The organism is Streptomyces sp. NPDC051963, from assembly GCF_044593495.1.
Classification (GTDB): Bacteria; Actinomycetota; Actinomycetes; order Streptomycetales; family Streptomycetaceae; genus Streptomyces.
This window is the reverse complement of sequence record NZ_JBIUCC010000008.1, coordinates 35715-60682: the sequence shown is the minus strand read 5'-3', so window position 1 is coordinate 60682 and position 24968 is coordinate 35715. Positions and strand designations below refer to the sequence as shown.

The following is a 24968-nucleotide window of genomic DNA, read 5'->3' as shown; positions in this document are numbered from 1 at the left end:
CGACGGCGTCCTGTCCCTCACCGCTCCCTCCGGAGGCCAGCCATGGCTTCAGCCGCACCCCCCGGCCGCACCCAGTCCGGCACCGCCCCCGCCGTACCCCCGACCGGCATGCGCCGGATCGCCACGGCCAGCTTCATCGGCACGGCCATCGAGTTCTACGACTACTACATCTACGGAACCGCGGCCGCGCTCGTCCTCAACGACGCCTTCTTCCCCGAACTCTCCGAGACCGCGGGCACGTTGGCGACCCTGTCCACCTTCGCGGTCGGATTCGCGGCCCGTCCGCTGGGTGCCGCGATCTTCGGCCACTACGGCGACCGCGTGGGCCGCAAGGCCGTCCTGGTCGTCTCCCTGCTGATGATGGGCCTGTCCACCGGCCTGATCGGACTCCTGCCCGGCTACGACACCCTCGGCGTCGCGGCGCCGATCCTGCTGGTGCTGCTGCGCCTGATCCAGGGCCTCGGCCTCGGCGGCGAGTGGGGCGGCGCGGCGCTGCTCGCGGTGGAACACGCACCGAAAGAGAAACGCGGCCTGTACGCGGCGGCGCCCCAAATGGGCTCTCCCGTGGGCTACTTCGTCGCCACGCTCACCTTCCTGCTGATGTCCTCGGTGCTCGACGACGACGCCTTCGAGAGCTGGGGCTGGCGGATCCCGTTCCTGATCTCCTTCGTCCTCGTCGCCGTAGGCCTGGTCATCCGCCTCAAGATCGCCGAGACGCCGGCCTTCGCGAAGGTCACCGACCGGCGGGAGACCGCCAAGGCACCGCTGGCGGAGGCGTTCCGCAAGCACCCCCGGGAGATGCTGCTCGGCGCCGGGATGATCACGGTCGTGTACGTGATGTTCTACACGGCCGCCACCTACTGCATGACGTACACGACCGACGACCTGGGCATCCCCAAGAACCACATGCTCCTGCTCACCCTCGTCGCGGTCACGGTCCTGGGCGTGTCCACGTACGCCGTCGCACGCTGGTCGGACCGGCTGGGCCGACGCAGGCTCATCGTCGGCGGCGCGGCCTTCGGCGTCGTCTGGGGCGCGGTGCTGTTCCCCCTGCTCGACACCGGCAACTACGCCCTCATCGCCGTGGCACTGAGCGGCGCCCTGCTGTGCATGGGCATCATCTACGGCCCCGCGGGCGCCTACATGCCCGAGCTGTTCGGCACCCGGATGCGCTACTCCGGCGCCGGTTTCTCCTACAACCTCGGCGGCGTACTCGGCGGCGCCGCGGCCCCGCTCATCGTCACGGCACTGGCCGAGAACTACAGCGCCTCCGTGGGCGGCTGGTTCATGAGCGCCATGGCCCTGCTCTCCCTGCTGTGCGCCCTGGCCCTGCCTGAGACCAAGGACCGGGACCTCGACACGATCTGATGGCCCGGTGCACAACTCCCGTCCCGGACTTGTCCGGGACGGGACACTAGGCAGCCTGCCGCACCCGCTCGCCCCCCACCGGACGACGGGCGGCCGCCCGCACGTTCCGGCCCCGCCGGGTCAGCCCCCACGGCTTGAGGACCGAGATCACGGTCATGAAGACATAGGCGGTGAGGGAGACGATCGGCCCCATCACGATGTCGGTGGTGTCGGGCACGGACCCGCTCGCGACGACGGCGTCGACCGTGGAGCTCAGGCCGGGGCGCAGCGCGAAGGTGGTGGCGGCGATCGTGGCGAGGGTCAGCCAGAACTTGATGTAGACCCAGCGGTGCCGCGCGAGTCCCCAGGGGGTGCCCAGGGACAGCAGCAGGCCGCTCAGCAGCGTGAGGAACGCGACCGGCAGCAGCAGCCAGTCGGAGAACAGCTGCATGGCCCGGACGGATGCCTCGACGGTCACCGCGGACCCGGTGGTGACGGCGGTGACGGCCAGCGCGAACAGCCCGAGCGTGAGCCCGAGCCAGCTCGCCGAGGCGACGACATGGACGACAACGGAAGCCCGGCGTGCGGGACGGCTCAGTTTCATGGGAACCACGGTGCCGGGCGGGGACGGCGGGGTCGTCTGACAACGGGAGTAACCCCGCGTACTCGCGTCGGCGTACCGGACAGCCCCCGCCGGCGCCGTCCCGGAGTACCCACTTTTTTGTGGGTACTTGGCAGCGCGCGGCCGTCGGGCGAGGCTGAAGCCGGGTGGTCAGGAGGCCGTGAGCCGATCCAGGCGACGGTGACCCCAGTCGGAGAGGGGAGCGAGGAGTTCGGAGAGTTCGCGGCCGAAGCCGGTCAGGCCGACCACGGCACCTACTCCGGCGAACTCAACCCGATCACCTCGGCCGTCTCGACCATGGCCCATGTCGTCCACGCCTCCGAGGCCCACGGCATCGACGCGGGCGTGATGCGCGCCGCCGAGGGCCAGGCCCGCCGGGCGATCGGACTCGGGCACGGGACGGACGGGATCACCCGGGTCACCGAGCTGCTGAGCCGCCACTGATCCACTCCCGCAGCGTCGCGAAGTCCCGGTCGGTGAGCCCGTACCGGTGATCGACGCGGTGCAGCAGTGCCCGTACGGGGTGATGGGCGGCCACCCACGCCCGGTCCAGGTCGGTGATCTCGTCGTCGACCCAGACGAAGGGCCGCCCGTCCGCCCGGGCCACCAGTGGCCGGGTCTTCCAGTGCAGCCCCCGCGGCTTGCCCCAGTCCCCGTCGCCGTCGTCGTCGTCCGGCCAGTCGACCAGCGGCAGCGGGGGCAGGCCGAGCCAGGGCGCCAGGCACTGGTTCGCGTCGTCCATCCAGGTCGTGGCCCACACCAGCTCGCAGTCCAGCGCCGCGAGCCGAGCCCCGAGCCCGGGGTCGACGCGGGGCAGCAGGGGATGGCCGGCGCCTTCCGGCAGCGCGAAACGCGCCTCGTACTCCGGGTAGGGCCAGGTCGCCCCGAACGGGATCAGCGTCCCGTCCACATCGAGGAAAAGGAGCATCGTTCAACAGGATCGGACATATGAGCTTGCCGCGCATCCTCTCCCCCGGTTAGCGTCCCCTCCATGACTGCCGGGTCGGCCTTGTGCCGTGAGCGAGTTGGGTGCCCGGCCTCTGAGTGAGGCCACCGCGGGCGAGAAGCCCGCCCGTTCTTTCTCTTCGCCGAATCTTTTGCCCATGCGACCGATCGCATGGGACATCAGCGATCGAGAAAGAGACGTATGCCCAACGACTTCAACCAACAGATCATCGACGAGTTCCGCGCCAACAACGGCGCTGTGGGCGGCTACTTCGAAGGCGGCCGGCTCCTCCTGCTGACCACCACCGGAGCCCGCACCGGAGCCCCGCACACCACCCCTCTCGGCTACCTCCCCGACGGCGGCGACCGAGTCCTGGTCATCGCCTCGGCCGGCGGATCCCCCCGGCATCCCGCCTGGTACCACAACGTCCTCGCCGACCCCCAAGTCACCGTCGAGAGCGGCGCGTTCACCTATCCCGCGCGGGCCGCCGTCCTTGAGGGCGAGGAGCGGGACCAGGCGTTCGCGCGGGCCGTGGACACGGACCCGGGCTGGGCGGCGTACGAGGAGAAGGCGGGCCGGGTGCTCCCCGTGGTCGCCCTGTACGAGCTCGCCCAGGACGGCCCGCCGAACATCAGGGCGAGTTCGTTCGGCGAGGCGATCAAGGTCGTCCATGACGGCTTCCGCCGTGAACTCGCCCTGATCCGCAAGGAGATGGCCGACGGCACCGCACTCGGCGCACAGCTCCGCGTCAACTGCCTCACCTTCTGCCACGGCCTGCACAACCACCACACCGGCGAGGACCTCGGCATGTTCCCGGTCCTCGCCGACCGCAACCCCGAGTCCGCACCCGTCCTGGCCCGGCTGCGCGAGGAGCACGAGCAGATCGCCGCGCTGGTGGAGGAGTTGCGCGCCGCGGTGTCCTCCGAAGCCGACGGCGGCGACGGCGGCGAGGGAGGCGACGGACCGGACGCACGCGCCGAGATCGAACGCCTGGCGACCGAGCTGGAGGCTCATCTCACGTATGAGGAGGAGCAGTTGATCCCGCTGCTGGAGGGCGTCTAGGTCAAGTGACGGGCGGCCGGAGCCTCAGAACGGCAACGGCCGCCCGTGCACCACCTCCAGCCGCGACACCGCCCGCGTCAGCACGACGTACAGCCGGTGCAGCCCCCGTTCCTCCGCCTCCGCGATCGTCGCGGGCTCGACGGCGACGACATGGTCGTACTCGAGCCCCTTGACGACGCTCGCGGGGACGACCGACACCCGGGCACCGAGCTCGTCCGGCCCGCCCACCTCGATTCCGGCCGCCCCGAGCGCCGACCGCACCCGGTCCACGTCCACGTCGGCGGCCACGACCCCGACGGAGCCCTCGCGATCGAGCGCGTCCCGTACGGCGTTCACGACGGCCCCCGGCAGCTCACCGGGCGGCACCTCCCGGAATCTCAACTCCCCGTCGCCGCGCAGGGACCGGGCGGCCGGCACCTCGACGTCGAGCCGCGCGAGCAGCCGGTTCGCCAGACCCACGACGGCCTGCGGCATCCGGAACCCGATGGTGAGCGGCACCACGGCGGCGTCGGGTTTGCCGAGGTGGGCGAGGAGCGGCGGCCAGGACCGCGCGGCCCACGGCGTGGTCCCCTGCGCCAGGTCCCCGAGCACGGTCAGCGACCCGAAGGACGCCCGGCGGGCGATGGCCCGGCACTCCATCGGGGAGAGGTCCTGCGCCTCGTCGACGACGAGATGGCCGTACCCCTGGGGATGCTCCAGCAGCCCGGCGACCTCGTCGAGCAGCACGAGATCGGCGGCCGACCAGCGCGCCGACTTCCACGACCGCGGCGGACGCGCCCACAGCAGCGCCTTCTGCTCGTCGGCGTCGAACAGCCCGTCGGCGGAGCACGCCAACACCTGTGCATCACCGAGGAGTTCGGCGACGACCTCCTCGGGCCGCACCCGCGGCCATACGGCGTCCAGGTGTTCGCCGATCGCCCGCGCCCGCTCGATCTTCCGCACCCAGGCGCCCGGCACCGCCCCGGCCCGCCGCTCGGCCTGCGCCCGAATCCGTTCCACGATCCTCGTCCGCACCCGCTCCCGCCCGATGACGTACGGCGGCTGCTCGGCGCGCACGCCGGCGACGATCCGCCATAGCTCGTCGGCGGGGACGCGCCACCGGTACGAACCGTCCGGAACGGCAAGGGAGTCGGCGCTCTCGGTGGCCACGCGCGCGTACAGCGCACGCCGCAGGACGTCGGCCATCCGCGCGTCGTGCTTGAGGGCGGCGGCGGGCGGCTCGTCGACACCGCCGACCGGATGCCGGGCGATCTCGTCGATGAGCGTCGACTGCCGTACGCCGGTCTCACCGAGGGCGGGCAGCACCTCGGAGATGTACGAGAGGAACGTGCGGTTGGGCCCGAGGATGAGCAGTCCGCCGCGCCGGATGCGCTGCGGGTGGGTGTAGAGCAGATAGGCCGCGCGGTGCAGGCCGACGGCGGTCTTCCCGGTCCCCGGGGCGCCCTGCACGCACACCGACTCGGCGAGATCACCTCGTACGAGATCGTCCTGCTCGGGCTGGATGGTCGCCGCGATGTCCCGCATGGGCCCGACCCGGGGACGCTCGATCTCCCGGGTGACGATGCCGCTGGATTTCCGGGCCTCCCCCTTCCCGAGGTGCTCGTCCTCCAGCCCGGTCAGATCGGCGGAGTCACCGCGGCTGCCGGGCGCCCACCCGAACCGCCGACGCACCACGACGGCCTGCGGGTCGCGGGCACTGGCCTGGTAGAAGGCCCGGGAGACGGGCGCGCGCCAGTCGACGACCAGGGGCGGGGCGGCGGGATGCTCGGTGATCCGCAGCCGCCCGACGTGATAGTGCTGCCCGCCGTGCTCGCTGTCGGTCCGGAAGTCCAACCGGCCGAAGAACAAGGGCCCTTCGGGCAGTTCGCGCATCTCCTTGGCCTGGCTGCGCAACCGGTACCCGAGCACTTCGGCGTCGGCACCGGAGGCGGAGACGTCCTCGCCGGTGACGACCTGTTCCTGGGCGCCGTCGACCATGGCGGCGAGGGCGGTACGGCAGCGGTCGTGGTGGGCGCGTTCGAGGCGGAGGGAGTCCTGGAGGGCGGGGTCGGGTGACGTCATTCCAGCGAGCGTACCGGAATAACGTAACCGAGTTAAATTTATTACCAGGTCTCGCAACAGATCATGCGAGATACGGCAGCGCACGCTCCAACTGCGCGAACGCCCGCTCGGCAGCCACCACGGCATCCCGCCGTACGTCCTCCACCGACTCCCCGCCCGCGATCCGCCGCCAGTTCTCCAGCGCGAGGATCCGCCGCACCGACATGATCTGCCCCGCGGCGAGCCGGGCGTCCAGATCCCCTCCGAGCGCCTCGGCCAGCGCCGCCTCCGACCGCTCGATGTGGGCGTACGCCCGGGCGACCAGGGAGGGAGTCCCGTACAGCAGCCCGTGAAACGCCAGCACCTCGGGATGATCGTTCAGCCCGGTCACGGGATCGCCCCGCTCCAGCCCGTCGAGGAAGTGCCGCCGCAGAGCGACAAGCGGCTTCGGCTCCCCGGCGACGACCCGCGCGGCCTCGTCCTCGTGATCGGCGATCCGGTGCAGGACGAGGTCCTCCTTCGCCGGGAAGTACCGGAACAGGGTCGGCTTGGAGATCTCGGCCGCGGCGGCGATCTCGGCGACGGAGACGGCGTCGAAGCCCCGCTCCAGGAACAGCCGGATGGCGATGTCCGACACGGACTGGTACATCCGCTGCTTCTTGCGCTCGCGCAGGCCCGCGTTGCCGGTGCTCATGGCTACGAAGCGTAGCTGCGGCGCCAGCGCGTCAGGGCCACCGCGGTCTCGCACTGCGTCGGCACCGCGGACAGGCCCAGAGGTGCGGCGCCGTCCCGCAGCACCTCGCACAGCAGCGGCACCGTCGCCCGCAGGGAAGCGCCGTCCGCCAGGTCGAGGGCGGCTCTGATGACGTCGGTGAAGACGGACTGGGCTCGCTTGAAGCCGAGGATGCGCGGCAGATCCTCCTGCCAGCGCCGGGAGGCACCCGCGGCGGCGTCCTCGACGGTGGCCGTCCAGAGTTCGGCCACCCGGCGGTGCTGGCCCTCGGGATAGCGCGTCAGATACAGGTGCGTCGCCAGGTCGTAGAGCGGGTCCCCGAAGACCGCCAGCTCCCAGTCGATCGTCCACAGCCGGCCGGCCGGATCGAGGATCAGGTTCTCCCGGCGCAGATCGCCGTGGAGAAGATGGAACGGGCGCTCCGCGACCCCGTCCAGATGCCGCCGTAATCGTTTGAAGGCGTCCGAGTCGACCCCGAGGTCCCGGAAGAGCGTGCCGAACCTGTGCTCGTTGCGCGCGTACACCTGCTCCTCGGCGAAGTGCACCAGCCGCGCCAGGAATCCACGGCTGTCACCGTCGGCCTCGCGGTCCTCGGCGGGGACGCGCCATTCCACGGGGAGGGAGTCGGGCCGTATCGCGGCGAGGTCCCTTACCAGGCCCATGAGCTGTGCGACGACGGCGTTCGGCAGCTCCGTCCCCACGGCAAAGCGGGAGGCGAGTGTCTGTCCCTCTATGAACTGATGCAGGGTCGCCGACCCCACGCGGATCACGTCCGGAATGCCGCGGACCCGGTCGGCCAGGGCGGTCAGCAGTTCCACCTCGTCGAAGGCCCTGCGGTCGAACCAGATCACGTTCGGCCGTGGTTCCCGCAGCTTCATCCGGCGTGCGCCGGGCACACCGTGGTGCGGGAAGGCGTACGTCTCATGGTGATAGCCGGCGAGCGGTCCGTGCAGCGGCTGGTCCCCGGCGAACTCCCTCGCCCGCCGGCGGGTGCGCCCCACGGATTCGAGTGCCGCGTCGTCACTCCTCATCAAGGAGTCGAGCATACGAGCTCAGGACCCACTTGGCTCCCGCGCGTCGCAAGTCCGCCTCCTTGCGGTGGTTGCGGCCGTACCCGACGAAGAGCACCCCCGCCTTCTCCGCCGCCTCCACGTCCGCCCTGGAGTCACCGATCATCAGCGCCTCATGGCTGCACAGACCGAGGCTGTCCAGGGCGCGGTTCACGACGTCGGGGTCGGGTTTCATCCGGTCGATGTCGCGGGTGCGCCCGTGAACGGCGGTGAAACAGTCCCGCAGGTCCTGCGACTTGAGGTAGTACGAGGCCGCCTCGGCCGAGTTGTTGGTGACCACGGCGAGTCCCACCCCGCGCCCGTCCAACTGCCGGATGAGCCGGTCCACGTCCTGGGTGAGATCCGGCTTCCGCCGAGCGGCCTCCAGCTCGCCCTCGGTGACCTTCTCCTCCAGGGTCCCGACGAGGTCCTTGTCGTCCGCCCCCTCCCGGTGAACGGCGCGCAGGACGGCGTGCGGATCCTTGTCCTGCTTCTCCGCGGGCGTCAGCAGACCGTCCGCGCCGGCCTCGGACACGAGTGTCCGGACCTCATCGGCGACGCTCCGCGAGGAGCCGTCGGGGAAGAGCAGACAGACAGGTCCGTCGAAGTCGAAGAGGACCCCGCGGACACCGTCGAGCAGCGAGCGGACTTCGCTCGCCTCGTCGACCTCAGCAGACATTCCGCTCCAGGCTCTCCAGGGACTCCATCGCCTCGGTGCTCAGCGGCCGGTCAGGAAGCGGATCCGGTTCCCGTCCTGTGCTGAGCCGGATGCCTCTGGGCCGGTCCGCGTCCGGACACCACCCGTTCCCGTCTCTGCCGCTCCGGTCGCCGGACCGCACGGAGTCCTTCTCGGCGACGGGTCGCGCGGTGTCCGCGGCATGCCACGCGCGCAACGCGTCCACGGCCGTGGTCTCGTCGACGGGCTCTCTCTCCGGGTCCAGCCACTCCCAACCCCGGCTCAGAGCCCGGCGCACCTGGACGGCGGCCACGTCGAAGGCCTTCGCGTCCGGCTCGTCCGGCAGTGCGAGGGCGGCCCGCATCACGTCCGGAAAGACCGACTGGACGCGCTCGAAGCCCTCGTAGGTGTCGAGATCCGGGTCCAGGCCGACGGTCAGCGGCGCGTGTCCTGCCCGCTTCATCGCCTCGGCCCAGCACTCGACCGCCAGCTTCCGCTCCGACTCGGAGTAGGCCATACGGACCACGTGCGTCGCCAGGTCGTGCAACGGGTCGCCGTACAGGCTGAGTTCCCAGTCGAGCACCAGGAGCCGATCGCCGTTCTCGGTCGGCGTCACGATCACGTTGGCCCGGTGTACGTCCGTGTGCAGCAGGGTGAAGTCGCGCCGGGTGAGCCGCGGCCTGGAGCGCACGAATCCGTGCACCATGCCGGGCGGGATCTCCAGGGCGTCGAAGAGTCCGCCGAACCGGGGCCGGTTGTGCCGGTGGACCTGATGCTCGGTGTAGTCGGCCAGCCGGTGCAGGAAGCCCTGGCTGTCGCCGCTGTCGGGCCAGTCCGCCGGACGGTCCGGAAGAGCGTCGGCCGGTACGTCGGCCAATCGGGCGAAGAACCCGGCCAGCTCCGCGATCCGCTTCTCGCCGACCGGCTCCCGGCCCGTCTTCTCGGACAGGGCACGGCCCGGGACATAGGCATGCAGCGACCAGTCACCGAAGTCCCGGAGACAGCACGGGACGTCGTCCATCCACTCGCTCACCGCGCTCAGCACGTCGGACTCCCGCCAGATTCGGGGCACGACCTCAACTGTCTCGAAGGGCACCCGGAATTTGGCTCGCACGCGCCCTGAGCCCATCCCCAGCAGATAAGCCAGGGGCTGGCCCAGCGGGAGGATGTGGTTGCTGTTGTGGTGGCCGACGACCACTTCACCGACGGCCAGGCGGCGCCGCCCGGCGAAGAAGCGCACCAGCGCTTCCTGGGGTCGGTGGGGCAGAAGTGGCCGCATGGGCGGCGAGCATACTGGCTGTAGTGATGGTTCTCACGTTTGACCACCATGCGGACACCTCTTGCCGGAAGTGGCGGTTACTGTCCCTGACCTGCTGACTTTTCGTCGTGTTCCGGCTTCTTCGCGAGCAGATTCCAGCAGGACTCAAACCACGCTCGGTAGTCGTCATAGTCGGAATCAGCTTCGGATCCACTGCTCTTCGCATAGTGACGGAGGGTCACACCGACGCCTTTCACGTCGATCGCCCTGACCTCCGTGCTGTCGTCGAGCCGGATCTTCCCGCGGACCGGGGAGTAGAGCCCCATGAGCGCATAGGCGTCGTTGAACAGATAGAGCTTGAACTGCGGCGCCCATCCAACCCTGCGGACCTCCAGGCCCGCGTCGACTCCCGCGGCCTTCAGCCTCCTGCAGTAGTCGCCCATCTCCGCCACGTGCACGCGCGCTCTGTTCCGCCAGCGCTCCCGTACCCGCTCGTCGTCCTTCGGGTCCGACGCCCGGGGATACGGCAGGTCCGCGCTCTCCGAGGGCAGCATCATCCGGACCGTCACCCTGCGGGGCGCCAGCTTCTTGGCCTCGACGCGTTCCACCTGGGCCCTGAAGTGCCCGACGAGCGACTCGCTGGTGAGCGACACGACATCCAGGGACACCTCGGGCTCCGCGAACGCCCTGTCGATGGAGTCGTAGAGGGTGGGCTCTCCTTGCGCGTCGCTTCCCTCGGGCAACCGAACGACCCAGCTGCCCCTGCCCTGCCTGGTGGCGATGTAGCGCTCTTCGGTCAGCTGAGTGATCACCTTCTGGACGACGTCCCGCGAGACCCCCAGGTCCACCGCCAGGACTCGCTGTGCCTCCAGATGGGAGCCAACGACCAACGTGCCGTTCCGCATGCGCTCCATCAAGTGGTTGCGCACAAAACGGAACTGACGGCCGCCGCCCTCGTCACTCTCCGAAGCACTCACACCCAGAAGCTACCGCCTTCGGGCCACCGTGGCACCACTTACCGTCAATACACCCCAACTATTGGACGGCTGGTTAGCGGATCTTTCAGGCCGGGAACAGTCCAGTCAGACACAACCAGTCCAATTGGTCGGCTGGTTGTCGAGAACTTGGTGGGGGACCCGTGAATACAACAGAGCGCACGAAGTGGCCACAGGTGCCGGTGAGTTGCCCGGCCACCGAAGTTCAGCAGGTGACACGGAAGCGGTACGGCCGACGGACTCCACTGGCCGCCCGGGTGCGTCCAATTGGACTGCGTACGGTCATCAAAGTGTCGCCCGCCTTCCTCCTCGCCGTGACCTGCCTGCTGTTGACGCTCCAGGCCTGAGGGTCGAGGGGACGGAGGCTCAGGAATGCTTCACGGCACGCACGGCATCCAGCAGTGGCTCCAGCGAGTCCATGATGTCCCGCTCGGGCACCCCGGCGCCCCGCATGCGGCGCACCGCCCGCGCGCTACTCGCGTAGCCCAAGAACCGGACGCCGGCAGCGCGGGCGGCGTCGGCGTCCGAGTCGGTGTCCCCGATCATCAGCGAGGCCTCCGGCGCCGCGCCCATCGCCCGCAGGGCGCGGTTCAGGGTCTCGGGATGCGGCTTGAGGAAGTGCATCTCCTGCGCCCTACGGCCGTAGATATGGGGGGCGAAGCAGGAGAGGAGCTTCCTGTCGCGCAGATACTCCGCCACCGTCCGGGCCGAGTTGTTGGTCACGATGGCCAGCCGGGCCCCGGTCGCCACCCAGGTCTGGATCAGCGGATCCGCGTACATGGTCGGCCATGCGACGCCCGCCGCTCGCAACTCGTGCTGGGTGAGGATCTCTTCGAGGTCGATGAGCAGGTCACTGCCCGGGTGCCGCGCGGCGAATGCGCTCAGCACACCGTGAGGATCCGGACTGAAACGTTCCTCCTCGGTGAGCAGGCCGTCCCGCCCCTGATCCTTCAGCCACTTCACCTGAGCCCGGGCTATCTCCGTGGCCGGATAACCGTGGAACAGCCGACAGATCGGTCCGTCGAAATCGAAGAGGACATACCGTGTGCGCACGACCAGTTCCCGAAGTTCCTCGGCAGCTCTCGTCACCAGGTCGGTCCGTCCAGTCTCAGGAGTCACTAGCTGAGTGTGTGTCGCGGAGCGTTCGATTCCCAGAGGGCATCGAAGCACTCTTTCGTGTCCTGCACGATCTCCGCGTCCTGTCCCCCTCTGTCGCGTCGGAACTCGAACAGCATCGACTTGAACCCGCTGACGTCGAAGACCTCGAACTCACCCTCGCCGGGCAGATCCTCGTAGGAGCGCCTGGCGACTTGGTAGTTGCCCTGAAGGGCCAGCGTGCCGTTCAGCACGTACTGCTTCACCGAGGGCACGAACGCCAGCGACCGGAAGGCCAGCTTCGTTTCGATGCCGCGGTCACGCAGGACGGAGGAGAGATAGAAGTCGATGACCTTCTGCTGCTCGTCGATCTGCGCCTTCAGCTTCCTGTGCACATCCGCCCTGAGGTCCGGCCGGTCCACCGGATCGGGATAGGGCAGGACCACATCGGACCCCGGCAGCAGGCATCGCACCTCGACGGACTTGGGGTGCACCTCGCCCCGGGCCACGGCCGTGCACATCTCGCCGAGTGCCCACATCAGGGTCTCCGCCGTGAAGGAGATGGCGTCGATGCGCACCTCGGGCGACCGGAACGCCTCCTTCAGATAGGAGATCAGGACCACCCGGGCCGCCCGGGACTGCTGCGGCTGCGGCTCCGTCCGGACCTCGGCCACCCTCGGCGGGCTTCCCTTGGTCACGTTGGTGAGCAGGTGCTGCGACTGAAGGATGCGCAACGCCTGCCGGACCGTGCCGCGCTCCACGCCGAACTCCTCGACCAACTCGGCCTGGGTGGGCAGGCGGTCCCCCGCTTTCAGGGCACCGGCATGTATCCGTTCGCGCAGGACGTCCGCGATCTCCTCGGACGAGCTTCTGTTGCCGTTCACTGCCACGTTCTCCTGGGTCACGGCCGCGCTTCGAGCGACGCCGGGGGCCGGCGGGGGAATCGGTCAGGGGAGAGTCAGGTCCGTAGTAATGGTTCCCCAGAGTGCGTCGAACCACCTCTGGGATTCGTCGACGAAAGCGGCGTCGCGCTGGCCGGCCCGCTGGATGAAGGAGAACAGAAGGGAATCGGTGCCGAGGGTGTCGTACATCTCGAGGGTGCCGGTGTCCGTCGACTCCTCCCGGCGCGTGATCATGTAGTACGCGATGAGCGCCTCCGTCCCGTTGAGCAGATACAGCTTGACCGGCGGGGTGAAGGGCAGCGCGCGGAAGGTGACACTCACGTCGATGCCGTGCGAGGAGCGCAGGGACTTCAGGTTGTGCGAGAGGACGTGGCCCTGGGCATTGCGCTGGGACAGCCACCGCTGGTGCACCGATTCGTCGTCGCCCTCGACCGGGACCGGGAAGGCCAGCGGGATGTCCCGGGAGGGCAGCATGATGCGTACGTCGAGCGAGTCGGGGCGCACCTTCCCCTCGTGGATCTGGCGGAGCGGCGAACCCAGGGCCAGCATCAGGGTCTCAGCGGTCAGACAGGCCGCGTCGATCCGCACATGCGGCTCCAAGAAGGCCTCCGCCAGCCGTGGCGCCAGGGCCACCATCGTCGGCTGGGGCTCGTCGGGGGCGGCCGGGGCCGGGTCTGCGATCCGGGGCGGGCTGCCCTTGCTCACGTTGCTGAGGAGACCGTCCTCCTGGAGGGCGCGCAGGGCCTGGCGCACGGTGCCCCGCTCCACGCCGAACTCCTCCGCGAGCTCGATCTGGGTGGGCAGGCGGTCACCCGCCTTGAGCTCACCGCCGCGGATCCGCTCCCGCAGGATTTCGGCGATCTCCTGAGGCGAACTTCTGTTGCCGTTCACAGCCACGTTCTCCTGGGTCACGACCAAACGCTACAACTCCGATCCAGCCATGGGGAGTTGTCCGGAAGTTGTTTTGAGATAGCTGCCAAGTGGGCACAACATAATCAGAGTTGGTTGCCAAGTTGGTTAAGTTGGCAGAAAGTTCACCTCCTCGTCCGGTCCGCCCAGGAAGCCCGAAGGGGGAATCACCGTGCCTGCCCTCGCCCTCATCTCAGCAGTGTTCGTCGTCGGCATCGAACAGATGGTCCGGTGGAAGTTCGGAGCCATCGGCATCCTCGGTCTGCTGCTGCTCACCATCGGTATCAAGGCCAAGAGCCCCACGGTCAGCTCCATCGGCGCGTTCATGCTCGCCGTGCTGGTCGCAGGCCCCGCCCTATGAGGTCGAACGCACAGCAGACCACCCTGTGGGAGACATCAGCTCGTGAGCGTCAGCTCCGAACTGATCGTCTCCCACAGTGCGTTGAACCACAGCTGGGACTGCTCCACGAACGTCGTGTCGCGCAGGCCGGCGCCCTGCTCGAAGGCGAACAGCATCGACTGGGAGCCCTCGGCGTCGTACATCTCCAGGTGCTCGTGTTCGACCTCCTGCTCGCGTCGCGTGAGCGTGTAGTACGCGAAGAGCGCCTCCGTGTTGTTGAGCAGGTACAGCTTCACCGGCGGGGTGAAGGGCAGGGCGCGGAACGTGACGTCGACCTCGATGCCGTGGGTGGCGCGCAGGGCCAGCAGGTTGTGCTGGAGCACCTGGCCCTGGGCGTTGCGCTGGGACAGCCAGCGGCGGTGCACCGAGTCGTCGTCGGTGGGATCCACGGGCGCGGGAAAGGCGAGGTCGATGTCACGGCTGGGCAGTAGGACACGGACATCGACCTTGGCCGGTTTCAACTGCCCGGCGTGTATCTGGCGCAGTGGCTCGCCGATGGCGAGGGTCAGGTTGATCGAGGTCAGGCACAGGGCGTCGATCTCGACGTGGGGGGCGGCGAAGGCGGCCGCCGTACGGGGCGCCAGGGCCACCATCGTGGGCAGGGGCGGGGCTTCCGGGCCGGTCAGCGCCCTGCTCAGGTCGGGTGCGACAGTCGCCGGGCTGCCCTTGGAGACGTTGGTCAGCAGGTGCTCCGACTGGAGGATGCGCAGCGCCTGCCGTACGGCCCCCCGCTCCACGCCGAACTCGTCGGCCAGCCTGGCCTGCGTGGGCATGCGCTGGCCCGGCTGCAGTTCGCCCGACCTGATGCGGGCGCGCAGTTGGTCGGCCACGTCCCGATGTGACGTCTGTGGCCGCTGTGACCTCGCCCGTCCATTGACGGCGGCGTGTTTCGGGTCCACGACCAAACAGTACAACTTCTCGCCATCTTCCGTCAGTTCAAAGAAAGGTGGTTATGAGACGCTTCCAAGCGGAGATAAGTACAGTGAAGTTGGTCGCCAACTTGAGCAACATGGTCAAACTTCCCGGGGGTTGGCCACCAGGGTCGGATCCTTCGACCAGGTGACAGGTCCTCAGCAGGGTTCCGCCTCACCGTCCCAGGCGGACCCGTCCCGAAGGAGGGACCGTCATGCCGCTCGCCATCGTCCTCGCCGCCCTCGCCGTCGCCTTCGAGCAGCTCATCGAGTGGAAGTACGGTCCCATGGGCATCATCGGCTTCATCGCACTGGCCGTCGGAATCAAGGCCAGGAACACCCTCTTCGGCGGCATCGGAGCGGTCATCCTCGTGATGCTGCTCGCCCAGTCGGGCTGAGCACCGCACCGGCCGCACCGCCCAGGATCGGCTGGCCGGGCTCCCTTCCGGAGGGGAGCCGGGAGCTCGGTCAGTCTGCACCAAACGCACAGCCACAACTGCACACCGACAACTGAACAGCAGCGACAGCTGCACACACCGGCACAGTCACAACTGAAGAGCACAGCCACAACTGAACAGCACAGCTACGGATGCAAGGTCAGTCACCGTCAACAGGAAGGAGACCTCAGAAGATGTCCGGGCACCAAGGCCGCCTGGACGTACGCAGCAGGGCGTCGGCCATCTTGGCGGCGCCCGCTCGTTCTTCCTGGACCCGCCCCAGCGCCGCGAGCCGCACGGCCGACTCGTCACCGAGCCAGAGGCAGCCCAACTCACCCACGTCGAGGGAGAGTTCGGCGGAGGCGGTGGTGGGCGCACAGGAAGCCCCCGCGGGCGAGGCGTCGAGCCGATACCGCCCGCCCGTGAACCCGTCCCCGTCGCGTACGTCGACGACGAGCGTCCCCTCCCCCTCGTAGGTCCGCGCCTCCAGGGCCCGTACGACATCGAGGACCCGCACCCACAGCCAGTCCGCCAGCGTGACGACCCGGGCGGCACGCGGATCGGGAAGCACGAACGGAAGCAGATCGTCGGGCGCCCGCCACCCGCTCCTCACCGTCGTGATCCAGTCGATGGAGCAGAGGTAGCGCCACAGGGCGCGTTCGGCCCGCGGGCTGACGGCGATCAGCCAGTTCACCTGGGCCGTGTTGTGCGGCTGCTTGTCGTGCCAGTTGTCGTCCGACTTGTACGACACCAGCCCCTCGACCTCCCCGGCCGCCGAGCGGTACACGGCGTAGTGGGGTTCGGTCCACGACTCTTCGAAGCGTACGGCGCCGGTGTTGAGCTGCCACCACAGGTCTTCGCGGCTGACGGCACCGGGCTGGGTGCGACGCAGCCGCTCATGCAGTTCGGGGCCGAGCTTGCGGACGTCCTCACCGTCCACCAGGTCGATACGCCCGCCGTCCTCCGGACCCGCCCACCGAGGGTCGAGACCCGCCCGCGGTACGTCGACCGACCACTCACTCATCCAGGTGGCGGGCCCGAAGCCGTACCGTCCGTAGATCGGGTACTCGGCGGCGATGAGGGTCGCGACCACATCCCCCCGCTCCTTCGCCGCGGCGAGGTCCTGGCCCATCATGCGGGTCAGCAGACCGCGGCGGCGGTGGGTGGCGGTGACGGTGACGCCCGTGATCGCGTCGGCGGGGACCGGCGCACCGCCGACAGCCGTGAGCTCCTGCGCGAAGGAACGGAACGTGGCGACACACCGACCGCCGTCGAAGGCGCCGATGAAGCGCCCCGGTTCGAACTGCCGGCGCCGGCCCTCGACCTCCGCCTCCGGCGGCGTCGGCTGCCGCAGGAACCCGGTGTTCACTGCACGCAGCCAGTCGGGAAACTCGGCTTCACTGATCGGACGGACGTCGATGTCGGCGCGGCGGGTCATACGATCACGGTAAGCACACCACGGCGACGGTGTCGCGGGGTTTTGCGCGCATCCCTTGTGTGCATCCCCCGTGTCACATCAGCAAGTCATCCACCTGCGCCTCCCCCTCCCGATACCGCCGGGCGATCTCCCCGCTGCAGTCGTCCGCCGTGCGCTGGAGGCGTTGGCGGCGGCGGGAGACCTGTTGTTCGTAGCGGACGAGGCGGCCCATCGCGGTGTTCAGTTCCAGGTCCGTCCGTGCGCCGAGGTCGGAGAGTTCGACCTCGGCGAGCATGTCGGCGGCCAGCTGCCGGTACTCCTCGCTGTGTGGCGTGCCCAGCGTCACATGGCGGGCGGAGGAGCGATGGCGGGCCGGGGCGTCGGTGAGGATCTCCGGGAGGCGGTCGACGACGGACGCCTGTCCGGCGGGGCCGCGTCGTGCCAGTTCGGCCCGCAGGATGTCGATCCGGCCCTGCAACAGCCGCCGTACATAGCTCAGGTCCGCCTCGTCCCGCTGGGCGTCCCGGCGCAGTGTGCGCAGCTCGGGCAGGCTCAGCGCGGTCAGGTCGTGCTCGGGCGACGCGGTGGCCGGCCATGGCCACGGGCTGTCGGTGCGCTGCGCGGGCGGCCGGAGATTCGTGCCGTCGGCCGCGCGGACCGTCGGCGGCTGCCCGGTACTCGGTGTGCTCATGTGCCTCAACCGTCCCCTCGACCGGCGTGTGGAAGCATCGTGCCACCCCAAGTGGCCGCTATGTGAACGAGTGCCCCCGATCAGCCCCAGATGGGGGGTTAAGGAGCAATAAACTGCTGCACACAGCCCGTCCCGGACCACTCCCGACCGCAGGGCATCATGGGTGCATGCGTGCAGTGGTGCAGAGGGTGGACGGCGCGAGCGTCGTCGTGGACGACGAGACGGTCGGCGAGATCGTCGGCGAGGGGCTGTGCGTCCTGGTCGGCGTCACCCACGAGGACACCAAGGAGAAGGCCGCCCAACTCGCCCGTAAGCTCTGGTCGATCCGCATGCTCCAGGACGAGAAGTCATGCAGCGACATCGACGCCCCGCTGCTCGTCATCAGCCAGTTCACGCTCTACGGGGATGCGCGCAAAGGGCGTCGGCCCACCTGGAACGCCGCCGCCCCCGGCGATGTGGCCGAGCCCCTCGTCGATGAGGTCGTCGCCCAGCTCCGCGCCCTGGGCGCGACGGTGGAGACAGGCCGCTTCGGCGCGCGGATGCGCGTCTCGCTGGCGAACGACGGCCCGTTCACGGTCCTGCTCGAAATCTAGGGCTCTACGACTACTTCCTGCGCCGCGGCCGTCGTGTCCGCCATCAGTCGCGCGTCCAGCGGCACGTTCCGCTTCACCAGCGCCAGCGCGACCGGTCCCAGTTCGTGATGGCGTACGGACGTCGTGACGACACCGATCTTGCGGCCGTCGGGGCCGTCGTCCGCGAGCCGGATCTCCGTGCCGGCGGGCGGCAGATGGACCTCGCTGCCGTCGAGGTGGAGGAAGACCAGGCGGCGCGGGGGCTTGCCCAGGTTCTGCACGCGGGCGACCGTCTCCTGCCCGCGGTAGCAGCCCTTCTGGAGGTGCACCGCCGTACCGATCCAGCCCAGCTCGTGCGGGATGGTGCGGTGGTCGGTCTCGAAGCCGAGCCGGGGGCGGTGGTGCTCGACCCGGAGGGCCTCATAGGCCAGGATGCCGGCCGCCGGGCCCGCCTTCTCGGCGTATGACTCCAGGTCCGCGCGGGGGAGGAACAGATCACGGCCGTACGCCGTCTCGCGTACGACGACCCCCTCCGGTACCTCCGCGATCGAACCCGCGGGCAGGTGGACGACGGCGAACTCGCCCGTCCGGTCGGCGACTTCGACCCGGTAGAAGAACTTCATCGACTCCAGGTACTCGATCAGCGCGGTCTCGGTCCCGGGCTCGACATGGGCCCAGGTCGTCGACCCGTCGTCGACCAGATACAGCGCGTGCTCGATATGGCCGTGCGCCGACAGGATCAGCGCCTCGGTGGCCTCGCCGGCCGTCAGGCCGGTGACGTGCTGGGTGATCAGCAGGTGCAGCCAGCTCAGTCGGTCCTCGCCGGTGACGGTGACGACACCGCGGTGCGAGAGGTCGACGAAGCCGGTGCCGTCGGCGAGGGCGCGCTGTTCGCGGAACAGATCGCCGTAGTGGGCGGCGACGCCTTCGTCCACGCCCTCGGCGGGGACGGCACCGGGCAGGGACAGCAGAGGGCTCTTCATATGCCTAAGCCTACGACTCGGTAGTTGAATTCTTGAGCGTGCAGTCCTTGCACCGGCCGAAGATCGCGAAGTGCTTCATATCGGTCTCGAAACCGAAGGTGTCCCGCAGCTTGGCCGTGAACTCGGACGCCACCGACACATCCGCCTCGATGACGTTCGTGCAGTCCCGGCAGACCAGGTGGATGTGGTGGTGCCGGTCCGCGAGGTGGTACGTCGGCGCTCCGTGCCCCAGGTGCGCGTGGCTGACCAGCCCGAGCTCCTCCAGGAGCTCAAGGGTGCGGTAGACGGTGGAAATGTTGACCCCCGACGCCGTCTTCCTCACTTCCACGAGGATGTCGTCGGGGGTCGCGTGCTCAAGGGTGTCCACAGCTTCGAGCACGAGTTGCCGCTGCGGGGTCAGCCGGTAGCCGCGCTGCCTCAGGTCGCTCTTCCAATCGGTGCTCACCACACCCGAAAGTCTAGAGCTACGTCAGCTACCCAGGGATCGAACCGCTGTCCCGGGTTTGCAGCTCGGGTCATCGATGGCTTTGATGAGGCCCGGCCGCATCCAGCCCTCGACACCACAGGCACGAGGGCAGGGGCCACTGACCTGGCCCCGCAGACCCACACCCACCAGCCGCGTGCGGCGATGTTGTGGGACGCATTCAGATCCGCATGCTCAACGAAGCCGCAGGACCTGCAGACGAACACGGCTTGCGAGGGCCGGTTGCGCCTGTCGATGTGGTGACACTGGGAGCATTCCCGACTGGTGTGGGCCGGATCGACACAGACGACCGGCACCCCGGCGCGCTTCGCCTTGTAGGCGATGAACTGGCCGAGCTGGTGGAAGGTCCAGGAGTGCAGCGTGACACGTTGGGGCTTCCTGAGCCGTACCCGCTCGCGGATGCCGCCCAGGTCTTCCAGAGCGATCCCGCGACCGGTGCGTTGAGCCTCCGCCACAATGCACTTACTGATCTTGTGGTTGATGTCACGGGCCCGGCGCGCTTCCCTGCCCGCATGCTTCTTCGCCCGCCGCTTGGCGGACTTGGTTCCCTTCCGCTGCAGCTGGCCGCGCAGTTTTCGGTCCTGCTCACGGCAGCGGTTCAAGCGCAGTCCGCTGTGCCGACGCCCGGTGGAGGTCGTGGCGACGTTCACGATCCCCAGGTCGACTCCGATGAACCCCTGCGCTCCACTGTTCTCATCGGCCTCGGGCACCTCACAGGTAGCGAGCAGGTACCACTGCCCGTTTCGGCACAGCAGATCCGACTCACCGCGTCGATAGCGGGCCAGCAGCTGCAACTGGCCCGGGTGCCCGGTGAAGGCGAGGTTCTTCAGCCGTCCGCGGGTGGTCCAGATCGACACCGTAGCGACGCCCATCTGCCAAGACAGACAGCGGTCATCGAACGGCTGGGCCGCTCCCGCACGGAACGTGATGGGCTTCGTGGTGGCCGCCACATACCGTTTGGAGCCCTGCTTGCCCAGACTTCCTGCTCGCAGACGCGCCTGCAACGCGGCGTAGGCATCGGCGACCTTGCGCAGCACATGGAGCGCAGGCTGGGCCGACGGCCCCCGCCCCCGCAGATCGACGTAGGCGAGGGCCTGCAGCCCCGCGCGGGAGGTCACCCGATGTGTGAACGCCTCGGCAGACAGCCAATTCGCTGTCTCGTTGCAGGTGCGCAAAGTTGCCTCAAGGGCCGACGCCTGCTCGGGCGTCGGCCGGAACATGACGCGCACCACCAGCTTCACGATCCATAACGCTGGGCGGCAGCGCGTGCCGTATCCCGCCGAGCCGTATCGTTCACCCGAACAGGTGGCCCGAGATGTGGATCACTTGAAGAAAGCGATCCCGTCGTCCGGCATGTCGTCCGGAAGGGCCTTGGCCCAGCGCTCGACGTCCTCCGGGGTGACGACCTTCTTCAGGTGGGCGGACATGTAGGGGCGCAGCTCGACCTCGGGGGTCTGCTTCTCGCCGACCCACATCAGGTCGCTCTTGACATAGCCGTAGAGCCGCTTGCCGCCGGTGTAGGGGCGGGAGGCCGCCGTACGCGCCACCGCGTCCGTCACCAGGTCGATCTGGGGCTTCTTGTCGGCCAGGTCGCCGTACCAGATCTCGATGACGCCGTCGTCGCGGACCATCGTGACCTCGACCTTGCGGTCGGCGTCGATGCGCCAGAAGCCTGACTCGGACTCCAGCGGGCGGACCTTGTTCCCGTCGTTGTCCAGCACCCAGGTGTGGGACCGGTACTCCAGGAAGTCCCGGCCGTCATGGCTGAAGGTGACCTCCTGGCCGAAGTTGCACTTCTCGGCACCGGGGAAGTCGTGCACGCCCGCACCGGCCCAGTTGCCGAGCAGGAAGGCGAGGGGGACCAGGTCCTTGTGGAGGTCGGACGGGATCTCGATCATGAGAGGGGCAATTCCTTGGTGGGGGTCAGCGCTGGCCCTGGTACAGCTTCTTCACGGTCAGCCCGGCGAAGGCGAGAACGCCGACGCAGACAAGGGCCAGCAGTACTTCGAAGAAGATCTCCACGGATTGCTCCTCGGATGAGCGTGGGTGGGCGGTACAAGAGCCGGGCCCCAGCTTACGCGGCCGGGGCCCGGCCCTCCCGGTGAGGGGGCTCAGCCGAGCAGCTGTCCCTGGAGGGTCACCGTCTGCTGGAAGGGGACGGCTGCCGCCGTGCCCTTGCGGGCCTGCACGACCACCGCGATGACGTCACCCGCCCGGAGGTACGCCTGCCGGACGTGCTCGGTGCCGTACGGCTTCACCTCGTCGTAGACGTAGCGCGAGATGCCCTCGATGTCGGCCGCGGTCGGGTAGGCGTCGTCGAAGTCCGTGTCGGTGGTGCCGCGGGCGGTGAAGCCGGGCTCGTCGTAGTGGGTGAAGTCCCGGTAGACCTGGTCGGCGACCGTGCCTGTGTCGAACTGGAGCAGGTAGATGCCGGTGCGGGTGCCGTCCTCGGTGGTCCAGCCGCGGGCCGCGATGTGGCGCAGCCCGTTGTCGGTGAGCAGCTGTCCCGCCTCGTCCCGGTCCTCCTTCTCCCCGAACACGGCCAAGAAGTCCTTCGTCGGCAGCCAGCCGTCCTCGCCGCGCAGCGCCTTGTCCTCCTTGGCCCCCTCGGGTGCGGGCAGCACCAGCGCACGCAGGTCGGCGTAGTGGGCCTCGGCCCAGTTCCGGGTCTCCAGCGGCCCCAGGCTCCCCGGCGGCACCGGCGCCCGGCTGATCTCCGGATACGGCCACCGCCCGTCCGACTCGGTGGCCAGCCCCGGCAACTCCGTCCGCTCCACCCCCAGCACTCCGTACGCCGTCCCGGCCCCCACCCCCGCGAACACGGCGACGACAACGACCCACCGCAACACGCCCCGCAACACCCGCCGCTCCTTACGAGCAACGGCAGCCCCGACGCCGACCATCCCGGGAGGGTCCTGCGCGCCGGCCGACTCCGGAGCCTCGACGTGCCCCAGACCCGGGCCCGGCTCGGAGGCGACGACCTCCACCGCATCCCGGCCCACCTCGGCAGCGTCAACGCTCCGCTGTGCCACCCCCGTCCCTTCCAAAGGAACCGGCTCGTGTGTCTGGTCGGGGGTCATACGGCCTGTCCCGGGTCGTCGATGCGGTTGAGTTGTGCGGCGAAGAGCTTGGAGACGAAGGTGGCGTCGAGCGGGCCGGGGCCGTCGACGGTGACGTTGACCAGGATGTCGCCGACGGAGGTGGTGCAGAAGGCGCTGCCGAGTTCCTGGTCCTCGCCCTTGGGCGTGAGGAAGCAGCGGGCGGACTTGTGGCCCTCGATCGTCGGGCCCTTGCGGAAGACGTCCGTGGCGTTCAGGAACTGGTTGTAGGACGTCGCCATCCGACGTACGGCCGCACGGTCCGCAAGCCGTGTCAGCGTGACGTCGAACGTGATCGCGTCGGTCGTGTTGTAGTCGGCCCGGCCGACGACGTAACTCCGCAGCGCCATGCCCTGGATGCGCTGCTTGTCGATCAGCTTCTCCACGTTCCGGCGGGTGGAGCGGGGCAGATCCCTCACCGACTCCTTGCTCAGCGCCGTGGCCTGCGCCCCGCTGAACTCCTCGTCCGTGCCGAATTCCGCGAGGTCGGGCCCGCGCTTGTAGCCGTCGGTCCCGAACGGCAGGAACAGGGCGCTCAGCCCCGACGCCGACTGCTCGCTCTTCTTCTCGTCGCCCCGGTCCGCCGCCGGGAACTCCCACGTGGGCGCCCCCGGCTTACGGTCCGCGTCCCGCACGCTCACCACGGTGTAGCCGACGCCACCGATCACCGCACCCGCCAGCAGCACCGCTCCGGCGGCGGCCGCGATCCGGCCGCTGCGCGCTCTCACAGCTTCTCCATCTGTCGCACGGCCAGGTCCATGATCTTCGCCTTGGGGATCGGCTTGGTGTCGCTGATCCAGATCTCCATGTAGACGTCCCCGCGCCAGGCATGCGCCTCGGCCTCGTACACCGGGAGATAGCCCGGCTTCTGCTCGGGCGAGTCATGCACGTACACCTGTCCGTCCCCGGTGCCGGGCACGGGCCAGCTACGGGTGTCGTCCTCCTCCTCGGCCCAGTGGTGACCGTTCTCCGCCCACTCGGCCGCCGCCGGCTCGCTCTCCTGGAGGAACTGCACGAGAGTGATCTCGGCCACGTACGTCTCCCCCACCTGCCACGCGGTCACCGCCGCCCGGCGGAACTCGTCGTCGACGAGGTTGCTGAAGGTGTTGGCCGGCCTCTCGTACCTGTCCGCGTACGTGGACAGGGACTGCCAGCCGTCGTCGCCCAGGTACAGGCTGTCCTTCGCCCCCTTCGGCCGGGACAGCAGCAGCTTGCGCAGATCGCCGTCCGTCTTCACCCGCCGGTCCTGCGCCGCCGACAGCGGCTCGGCCTCACCCGCGGCCTGCCGCAGCACGGGCTGGGAGAGCGGCGGCAGAGCGGTGGGCTCGCGCCCGGCCTGGACGACGTACCCGGTGCACGTGCCGGCGACGACGCCCAGCACCGCCGCCGCCACGACCATCAGAGTCGTACGGCCCCGACGACGCGGTCGCGACGGCTCCCCCGCCCCCTCGACTCTTTCGGGTTCCTCCTCAGGATTCCCTGCATCCCCTGCATCCCCAGCCCCGACTGCGTCCACTGCTTCCACTGCCTCCACGGCATCCACTGCATTCCCCTCAACACCTGTGTCACAGGTGACCCGCGGACAACACGAGCAGTTGTAAGGGAGTTGATTACGATTCAGGCATGGCGAAGAAGCTCGTGATCAAGGTGACAGCGGGGGCCGATGCCCCCGAGCGCTGCTCGCAGGCGTTCACGGTGGCGGCGGTGGCCGTGGCGAGCGGCGTCGAGGTGTCGCTGTGGCTGACCGGGGAGTCCGCGTGGTTCGCGCTGCCGGGCCGGGCCGCCGAGTTCGAGCTGCCGCACGCGGCCCCGCTCCCCGACCTGCTCGCCTCCGTCCTCGCCGGCGGCACCCTCACCCTGTGCACCCAGTGCGCCGCCCGCCGGGACATCACGGAGAAGGACGTCATCGAGGGCGTACGGATCGCGGGGGCGCAGGTGTTCGTGCAGGAAGCGCTGGCGGACGAGACACAGGCGCTCGTCTACTGAGCTACGGCCGCAGAGCTACAGCCGGCGCTTCTTCCCGTCCAGCTCGTCCCACCACTCGTCGGACTTCGGGTCGCCGGACGGGTCGTCCCACCAGCGGTCGTCGGGGCCCCGGCGGTTGGCGACCATCGCGGCGATCGGCGGGATGACCATGGCGACCACGCACATGCCCACGGCCACGGGGATCGACCAGAGGCGTACGACTCCCCAGGCCAGGACGAACAGAGCGATGCAGGTGCCCATCATGGCGAAGTACCAGCGCCGTCGCCGTGCGTACATACGTCCAGGGTAGAGCCGTACACAACAACCCGTACACAGCAAAAAGGGCCGTACCCAGGTGTCCAACCCGTGGGTACGG

General features: G+C 69.2%; 28 protein-coding genes and 2 pseudogenes. 7 read left to right on the top strand and 23 right to left on the bottom strand.

Going from position 1 to position 24968, the window contains the following annotated elements; translation table 11 throughout:
- Nucleotides 1-42: 42 nt before the first annotated feature.
- A complete protein-coding gene (locus tag ACIHFB_RS31630; protein ID WP_365275327.1) occupies nt 43-1368 on the top strand; it encodes an MFS transporter in 1326 nt (441 codons plus the stop codon).
- 46 nt (nt 1369-1414) lie between these two features.
- Here ACIHFB_RS31630 and ACIHFB_RS31625 read toward each other — a convergent pair whose 3' ends face one another.
- Together ACIHFB_RS31625 and ACIHFB_RS31620 are read right to left on the bottom strand one after the other, a co-directional pair.
- The gene (locus ACIHFB_RS31625) at nt 1415-1951 is read right to left on the bottom strand and encodes a DUF2269 domain-containing protein (protein ID WP_365275324.1); all 537 of its coding nucleotides are present in this window, start codon (nt 1949-1951) and stop codon (nt 1415-1417) included.
- A gap of 168 nt (nt 1952-2119) precedes the next feature.
- A pseudogene (locus ACIHFB_RS31620) lies at nt 2120-2218 on the bottom strand (transcriptional regulator); the annotation flags it as partial.
- On the opposite strand from ACIHFB_RS31620, the pseudogene ACIHFB_RS31615 reads away from it, so the two are divergent.
- Nucleotides 2180-2413: pseudogene (locus ACIHFB_RS31615) on the top strand (NAD(P)-dependent oxidoreductase); the annotation flags it as partial. The pseudogenes ACIHFB_RS31620 and ACIHFB_RS31615 overlap by 39 nt on opposite strands.
- Here ACIHFB_RS31615 and ACIHFB_RS31610 read toward each other — a convergent pair.
- Nucleotides 2388-2897, bottom strand: coding sequence for an HAD domain-containing protein (locus tag ACIHFB_RS31610; RefSeq protein WP_365275321.1), 510 nt, complete (start codon nt 2895-2897; stop codon nt 2388-2390). The pseudogene ACIHFB_RS31615 and the gene ACIHFB_RS31610 sit on opposite strands and share 26 nt — an antisense overlap.
- A gap of 219 nt (nt 2898-3116) precedes the next feature.
- Between ACIHFB_RS31610 and ACIHFB_RS31605 the strand changes: the two genes are divergently transcribed.
- Nucleotides 3117-3977 carry a nitroreductase/quinone reductase family protein gene (locus ACIHFB_RS31605; RefSeq protein ID WP_400128748.1) on the top strand — a complete coding sequence of 287 codons (861 nt, stop codon included), beginning with the start codon at nt 3117-3119 and terminating at the stop codon, nt 3975-3977.
- A 24-nt stretch (nt 3978-4001) separates the two neighbouring features.
- Here the strand turns inward: ACIHFB_RS31605 and ACIHFB_RS31600 are convergent, their stop codons facing one another.
- The 9 genes from ACIHFB_RS31600 to ACIHFB_RS31560 all read right to left on the bottom strand — a co-directional run bounded on the left by ACIHFB_RS31600 (nt 4002) and on the right by ACIHFB_RS31560 (nt 13643).
- Nucleotides 4002-6038, bottom strand: a complete 2037-nt coding sequence (locus ACIHFB_RS31600; protein WP_400128747.1) for a HelD family protein — start codon at nt 6036-6038, stop codon at nt 4002-4004.
- 61 nt (nt 6039-6099) lie between these two features.
- Complete coding sequence (locus tag ACIHFB_RS31595; RefSeq protein WP_400128746.1) at nt 6100-6711, bottom strand: TetR family transcriptional regulator; 612 nt, start codon at nt 6709-6711, stop codon at nt 6100-6102.
- Nucleotides 6712-6713: 2 nt separating this feature from the next.
- Nucleotides 6714-7781: a phosphotransferase gene (locus ACIHFB_RS31590; protein WP_365275310.1), complete on the bottom strand. Its 1068-nt coding sequence runs from the start codon at nt 7779-7781 to the stop codon at nt 6714-6716.
- Nucleotides 7771-8478, bottom strand: coding sequence for an HAD family hydrolase (locus tag ACIHFB_RS31585; RefSeq protein ID WP_365275307.1), 708 nt, complete (start codon nt 8476-8478; stop codon nt 7771-7773). The genes ACIHFB_RS31590 and ACIHFB_RS31585 overlap by 11 nt, the downstream gene beginning before the upstream one ends.
- A complete protein-coding gene (locus tag ACIHFB_RS31580; RefSeq protein ID WP_365275304.1) occupies nt 8468-9754 on the bottom strand; it encodes an aminoglycoside phosphotransferase family protein in 1287 nt (428 codons plus the stop codon). The genes ACIHFB_RS31585 and ACIHFB_RS31580 overlap by 11 nt, the downstream gene beginning before the upstream one ends.
- A gap of 77 nt (nt 9755-9831) precedes the next feature.
- Nucleotides 9832-10710, bottom strand: coding sequence for a GntR family transcriptional regulator (locus tag ACIHFB_RS31575; RefSeq protein WP_365275301.1), 879 nt, complete (start codon nt 10708-10710; stop codon nt 9832-9834).
- 384 nt (nt 10711-11094) lie between these two features.
- On the bottom strand, nt 11095-11847 hold the full coding sequence (locus tag ACIHFB_RS31570; protein ID WP_400128745.1) for an HAD family hydrolase: 753 nt from the start codon (nt 11845-11847) through the stop codon (nt 11095-11097).
- On the bottom strand, nt 11847-12707 hold the full coding sequence (locus ACIHFB_RS31565; protein ID WP_400128744.1) for a FadR/GntR family transcriptional regulator: 861 nt from the start codon (nt 12705-12707) through the stop codon (nt 11847-11849). The genes ACIHFB_RS31570 and ACIHFB_RS31565 overlap by 1 nt, the downstream gene beginning before the upstream one ends.
- Before the next feature lie 63 nt (nt 12708-12770).
- On the bottom strand, nt 12771-13643 hold the full coding sequence (locus ACIHFB_RS31560) for a FadR/GntR family transcriptional regulator (protein ID WP_400128743.1): 873 nt from the start codon (nt 13641-13643) through the stop codon (nt 12771-12773).
- Between the two features lie 163 nt (nt 13644-13806).
- Between ACIHFB_RS31560 and ACIHFB_RS31555 the strand changes: the two genes are divergently transcribed.
- Nucleotides 13807-13995, top strand: coding sequence for a hypothetical protein (locus ACIHFB_RS31555; protein ID WP_365275292.1), 189 nt, complete (start codon nt 13807-13809; stop codon nt 13993-13995).
- Nucleotides 13996-14030: 35 nt separating this feature from the next.
- On the opposite strand, the gene ACIHFB_RS31550 is transcribed toward ACIHFB_RS31555, so the two are convergent.
- Nucleotides 14031-14939 (bottom strand): GntR family transcriptional regulator, encoded by a 909-nt coding sequence (locus ACIHFB_RS31550; protein WP_365275290.1) that lies wholly within the window; start codon nt 14937-14939, stop codon nt 14031-14033.
- Between the two features lie 221 nt (nt 14940-15160).
- Here ACIHFB_RS31550 and ACIHFB_RS31545 point away from each other — a divergent pair, with 221 nt between their 5' ends.
- Nucleotides 15161-15343 (top strand): hypothetical protein, encoded by a 183-nt coding sequence (locus ACIHFB_RS31545; protein WP_365275287.1) that lies wholly within the window; start codon nt 15161-15163, stop codon nt 15341-15343.
- Nucleotides 15344-15569: 226 nt separating this feature from the next.
- On the opposite strand, the gene ACIHFB_RS31540 is transcribed toward ACIHFB_RS31545, so the two are convergent.
- Nucleotides 15570-16820 carry a GNAT family N-acetyltransferase gene (locus tag ACIHFB_RS31540; protein WP_365275284.1) on the bottom strand — a complete coding sequence of 417 codons (1251 nt, stop codon included), beginning with the start codon at nt 16818-16820 and terminating at the stop codon, nt 15570-15572.
- Between the two features lie 73 nt (nt 16821-16893).
- The gene (locus ACIHFB_RS31535) at nt 16894-17490 is read right to left on the bottom strand and encodes an aerial mycelium formation protein (protein ID WP_365275281.1); all 597 of its coding nucleotides are present in this window, start codon (nt 17488-17490) and stop codon (nt 16894-16896) included.
- 167 nt (nt 17491-17657) lie between these two features.
- Here ACIHFB_RS31535 and dtd point away from each other — a divergent pair, with 167 nt between their 5' ends.
- Entirely contained in the window at nt 17658-18083 is a 426-nt protein-coding gene (dtd, locus tag ACIHFB_RS31530; protein ID WP_365275278.1) for a D-aminoacyl-tRNA deacylase, read from the top strand.
- Here dtd and ACIHFB_RS31525 read toward each other — a convergent pair.
- From ACIHFB_RS31525 to ACIHFB_RS31495, 7 genes are all read right to left on the bottom strand, one after another.
- Nucleotides 18080-19045, bottom strand: a complete 966-nt coding sequence (locus ACIHFB_RS31525; RefSeq protein ID WP_365275276.1) for a folate-binding protein — start codon at nt 19043-19045, stop codon at nt 18080-18082. The genes dtd and ACIHFB_RS31525 overlap by 4 nt on opposite strands.
- Before the next feature lie 10 nt (nt 19046-19055).
- Nucleotides 19056-19493, bottom strand: a complete 438-nt coding sequence (locus ACIHFB_RS31520) for a transcriptional repressor (protein WP_365275274.1) — start codon at nt 19491-19493, stop codon at nt 19056-19058.
- The gene (locus tag ACIHFB_RS31515) at nt 19487-20770 is read right to left on the bottom strand and encodes an RNA-guided endonuclease InsQ/TnpB family protein (RefSeq protein ID WP_400128742.1); all 1284 of its coding nucleotides are present in this window, start codon (nt 20768-20770) and stop codon (nt 19487-19489) included. Before ACIHFB_RS31515 ends, ACIHFB_RS31520 begins: the two co-directional genes overlap by 7 nt.
- Before the next feature lie 81 nt (nt 20771-20851).
- Nucleotides 20852-21427, bottom strand: a complete 576-nt coding sequence (locus tag ACIHFB_RS31510) for an FABP family protein (protein ID WP_365275271.1) — start codon at nt 21425-21427, stop codon at nt 20852-20854.
- Nucleotides 21428-21640: 213 nt separating this feature from the next.
- Nucleotides 21641-22561: a hypothetical protein gene (locus ACIHFB_RS31505; RefSeq protein ID WP_400128741.1), complete on the bottom strand. Its 921-nt coding sequence runs from the start codon at nt 22559-22561 to the stop codon at nt 21641-21643.
- Between the two features lie 44 nt (nt 22562-22605).
- The gene (locus ACIHFB_RS31500) at nt 22606-23355 is read right to left on the bottom strand and encodes a hypothetical protein (protein WP_400128740.1); all 750 of its coding nucleotides are present in this window, start codon (nt 23353-23355) and stop codon (nt 22606-22608) included.
- Nucleotides 23352-24026 carry a hypothetical protein gene (locus tag ACIHFB_RS31495; protein ID WP_400128739.1) on the bottom strand — a complete coding sequence of 225 codons (675 nt, stop codon included), beginning with the start codon at nt 24024-24026 and terminating at the stop codon, nt 23352-23354. Before ACIHFB_RS31495 ends, ACIHFB_RS31500 begins: the two co-directional genes overlap by 4 nt.
- A gap of 224 nt (nt 24027-24250) precedes the next feature.
- Between ACIHFB_RS31495 and ACIHFB_RS31490 the strand changes: the two genes are divergently transcribed.
- Nucleotides 24251-24613 (top strand): DsrE family protein, encoded by a 363-nt coding sequence (locus ACIHFB_RS31490; RefSeq protein WP_365275261.1) that lies wholly within the window; start codon nt 24251-24253, stop codon nt 24611-24613.
- A gap of 15 nt (nt 24614-24628) precedes the next feature.
- Here the strand turns inward: ACIHFB_RS31490 and ACIHFB_RS31485 are convergent, their stop codons facing one another.
- The gene (locus ACIHFB_RS31485) at nt 24629-24889 is read right to left on the bottom strand and encodes a DUF3099 domain-containing protein (RefSeq protein ID WP_365275258.1); all 261 of its coding nucleotides are present in this window, start codon (nt 24887-24889) and stop codon (nt 24629-24631) included.
- Nucleotides 24890-24968: the final 79 nt, after the last annotated feature.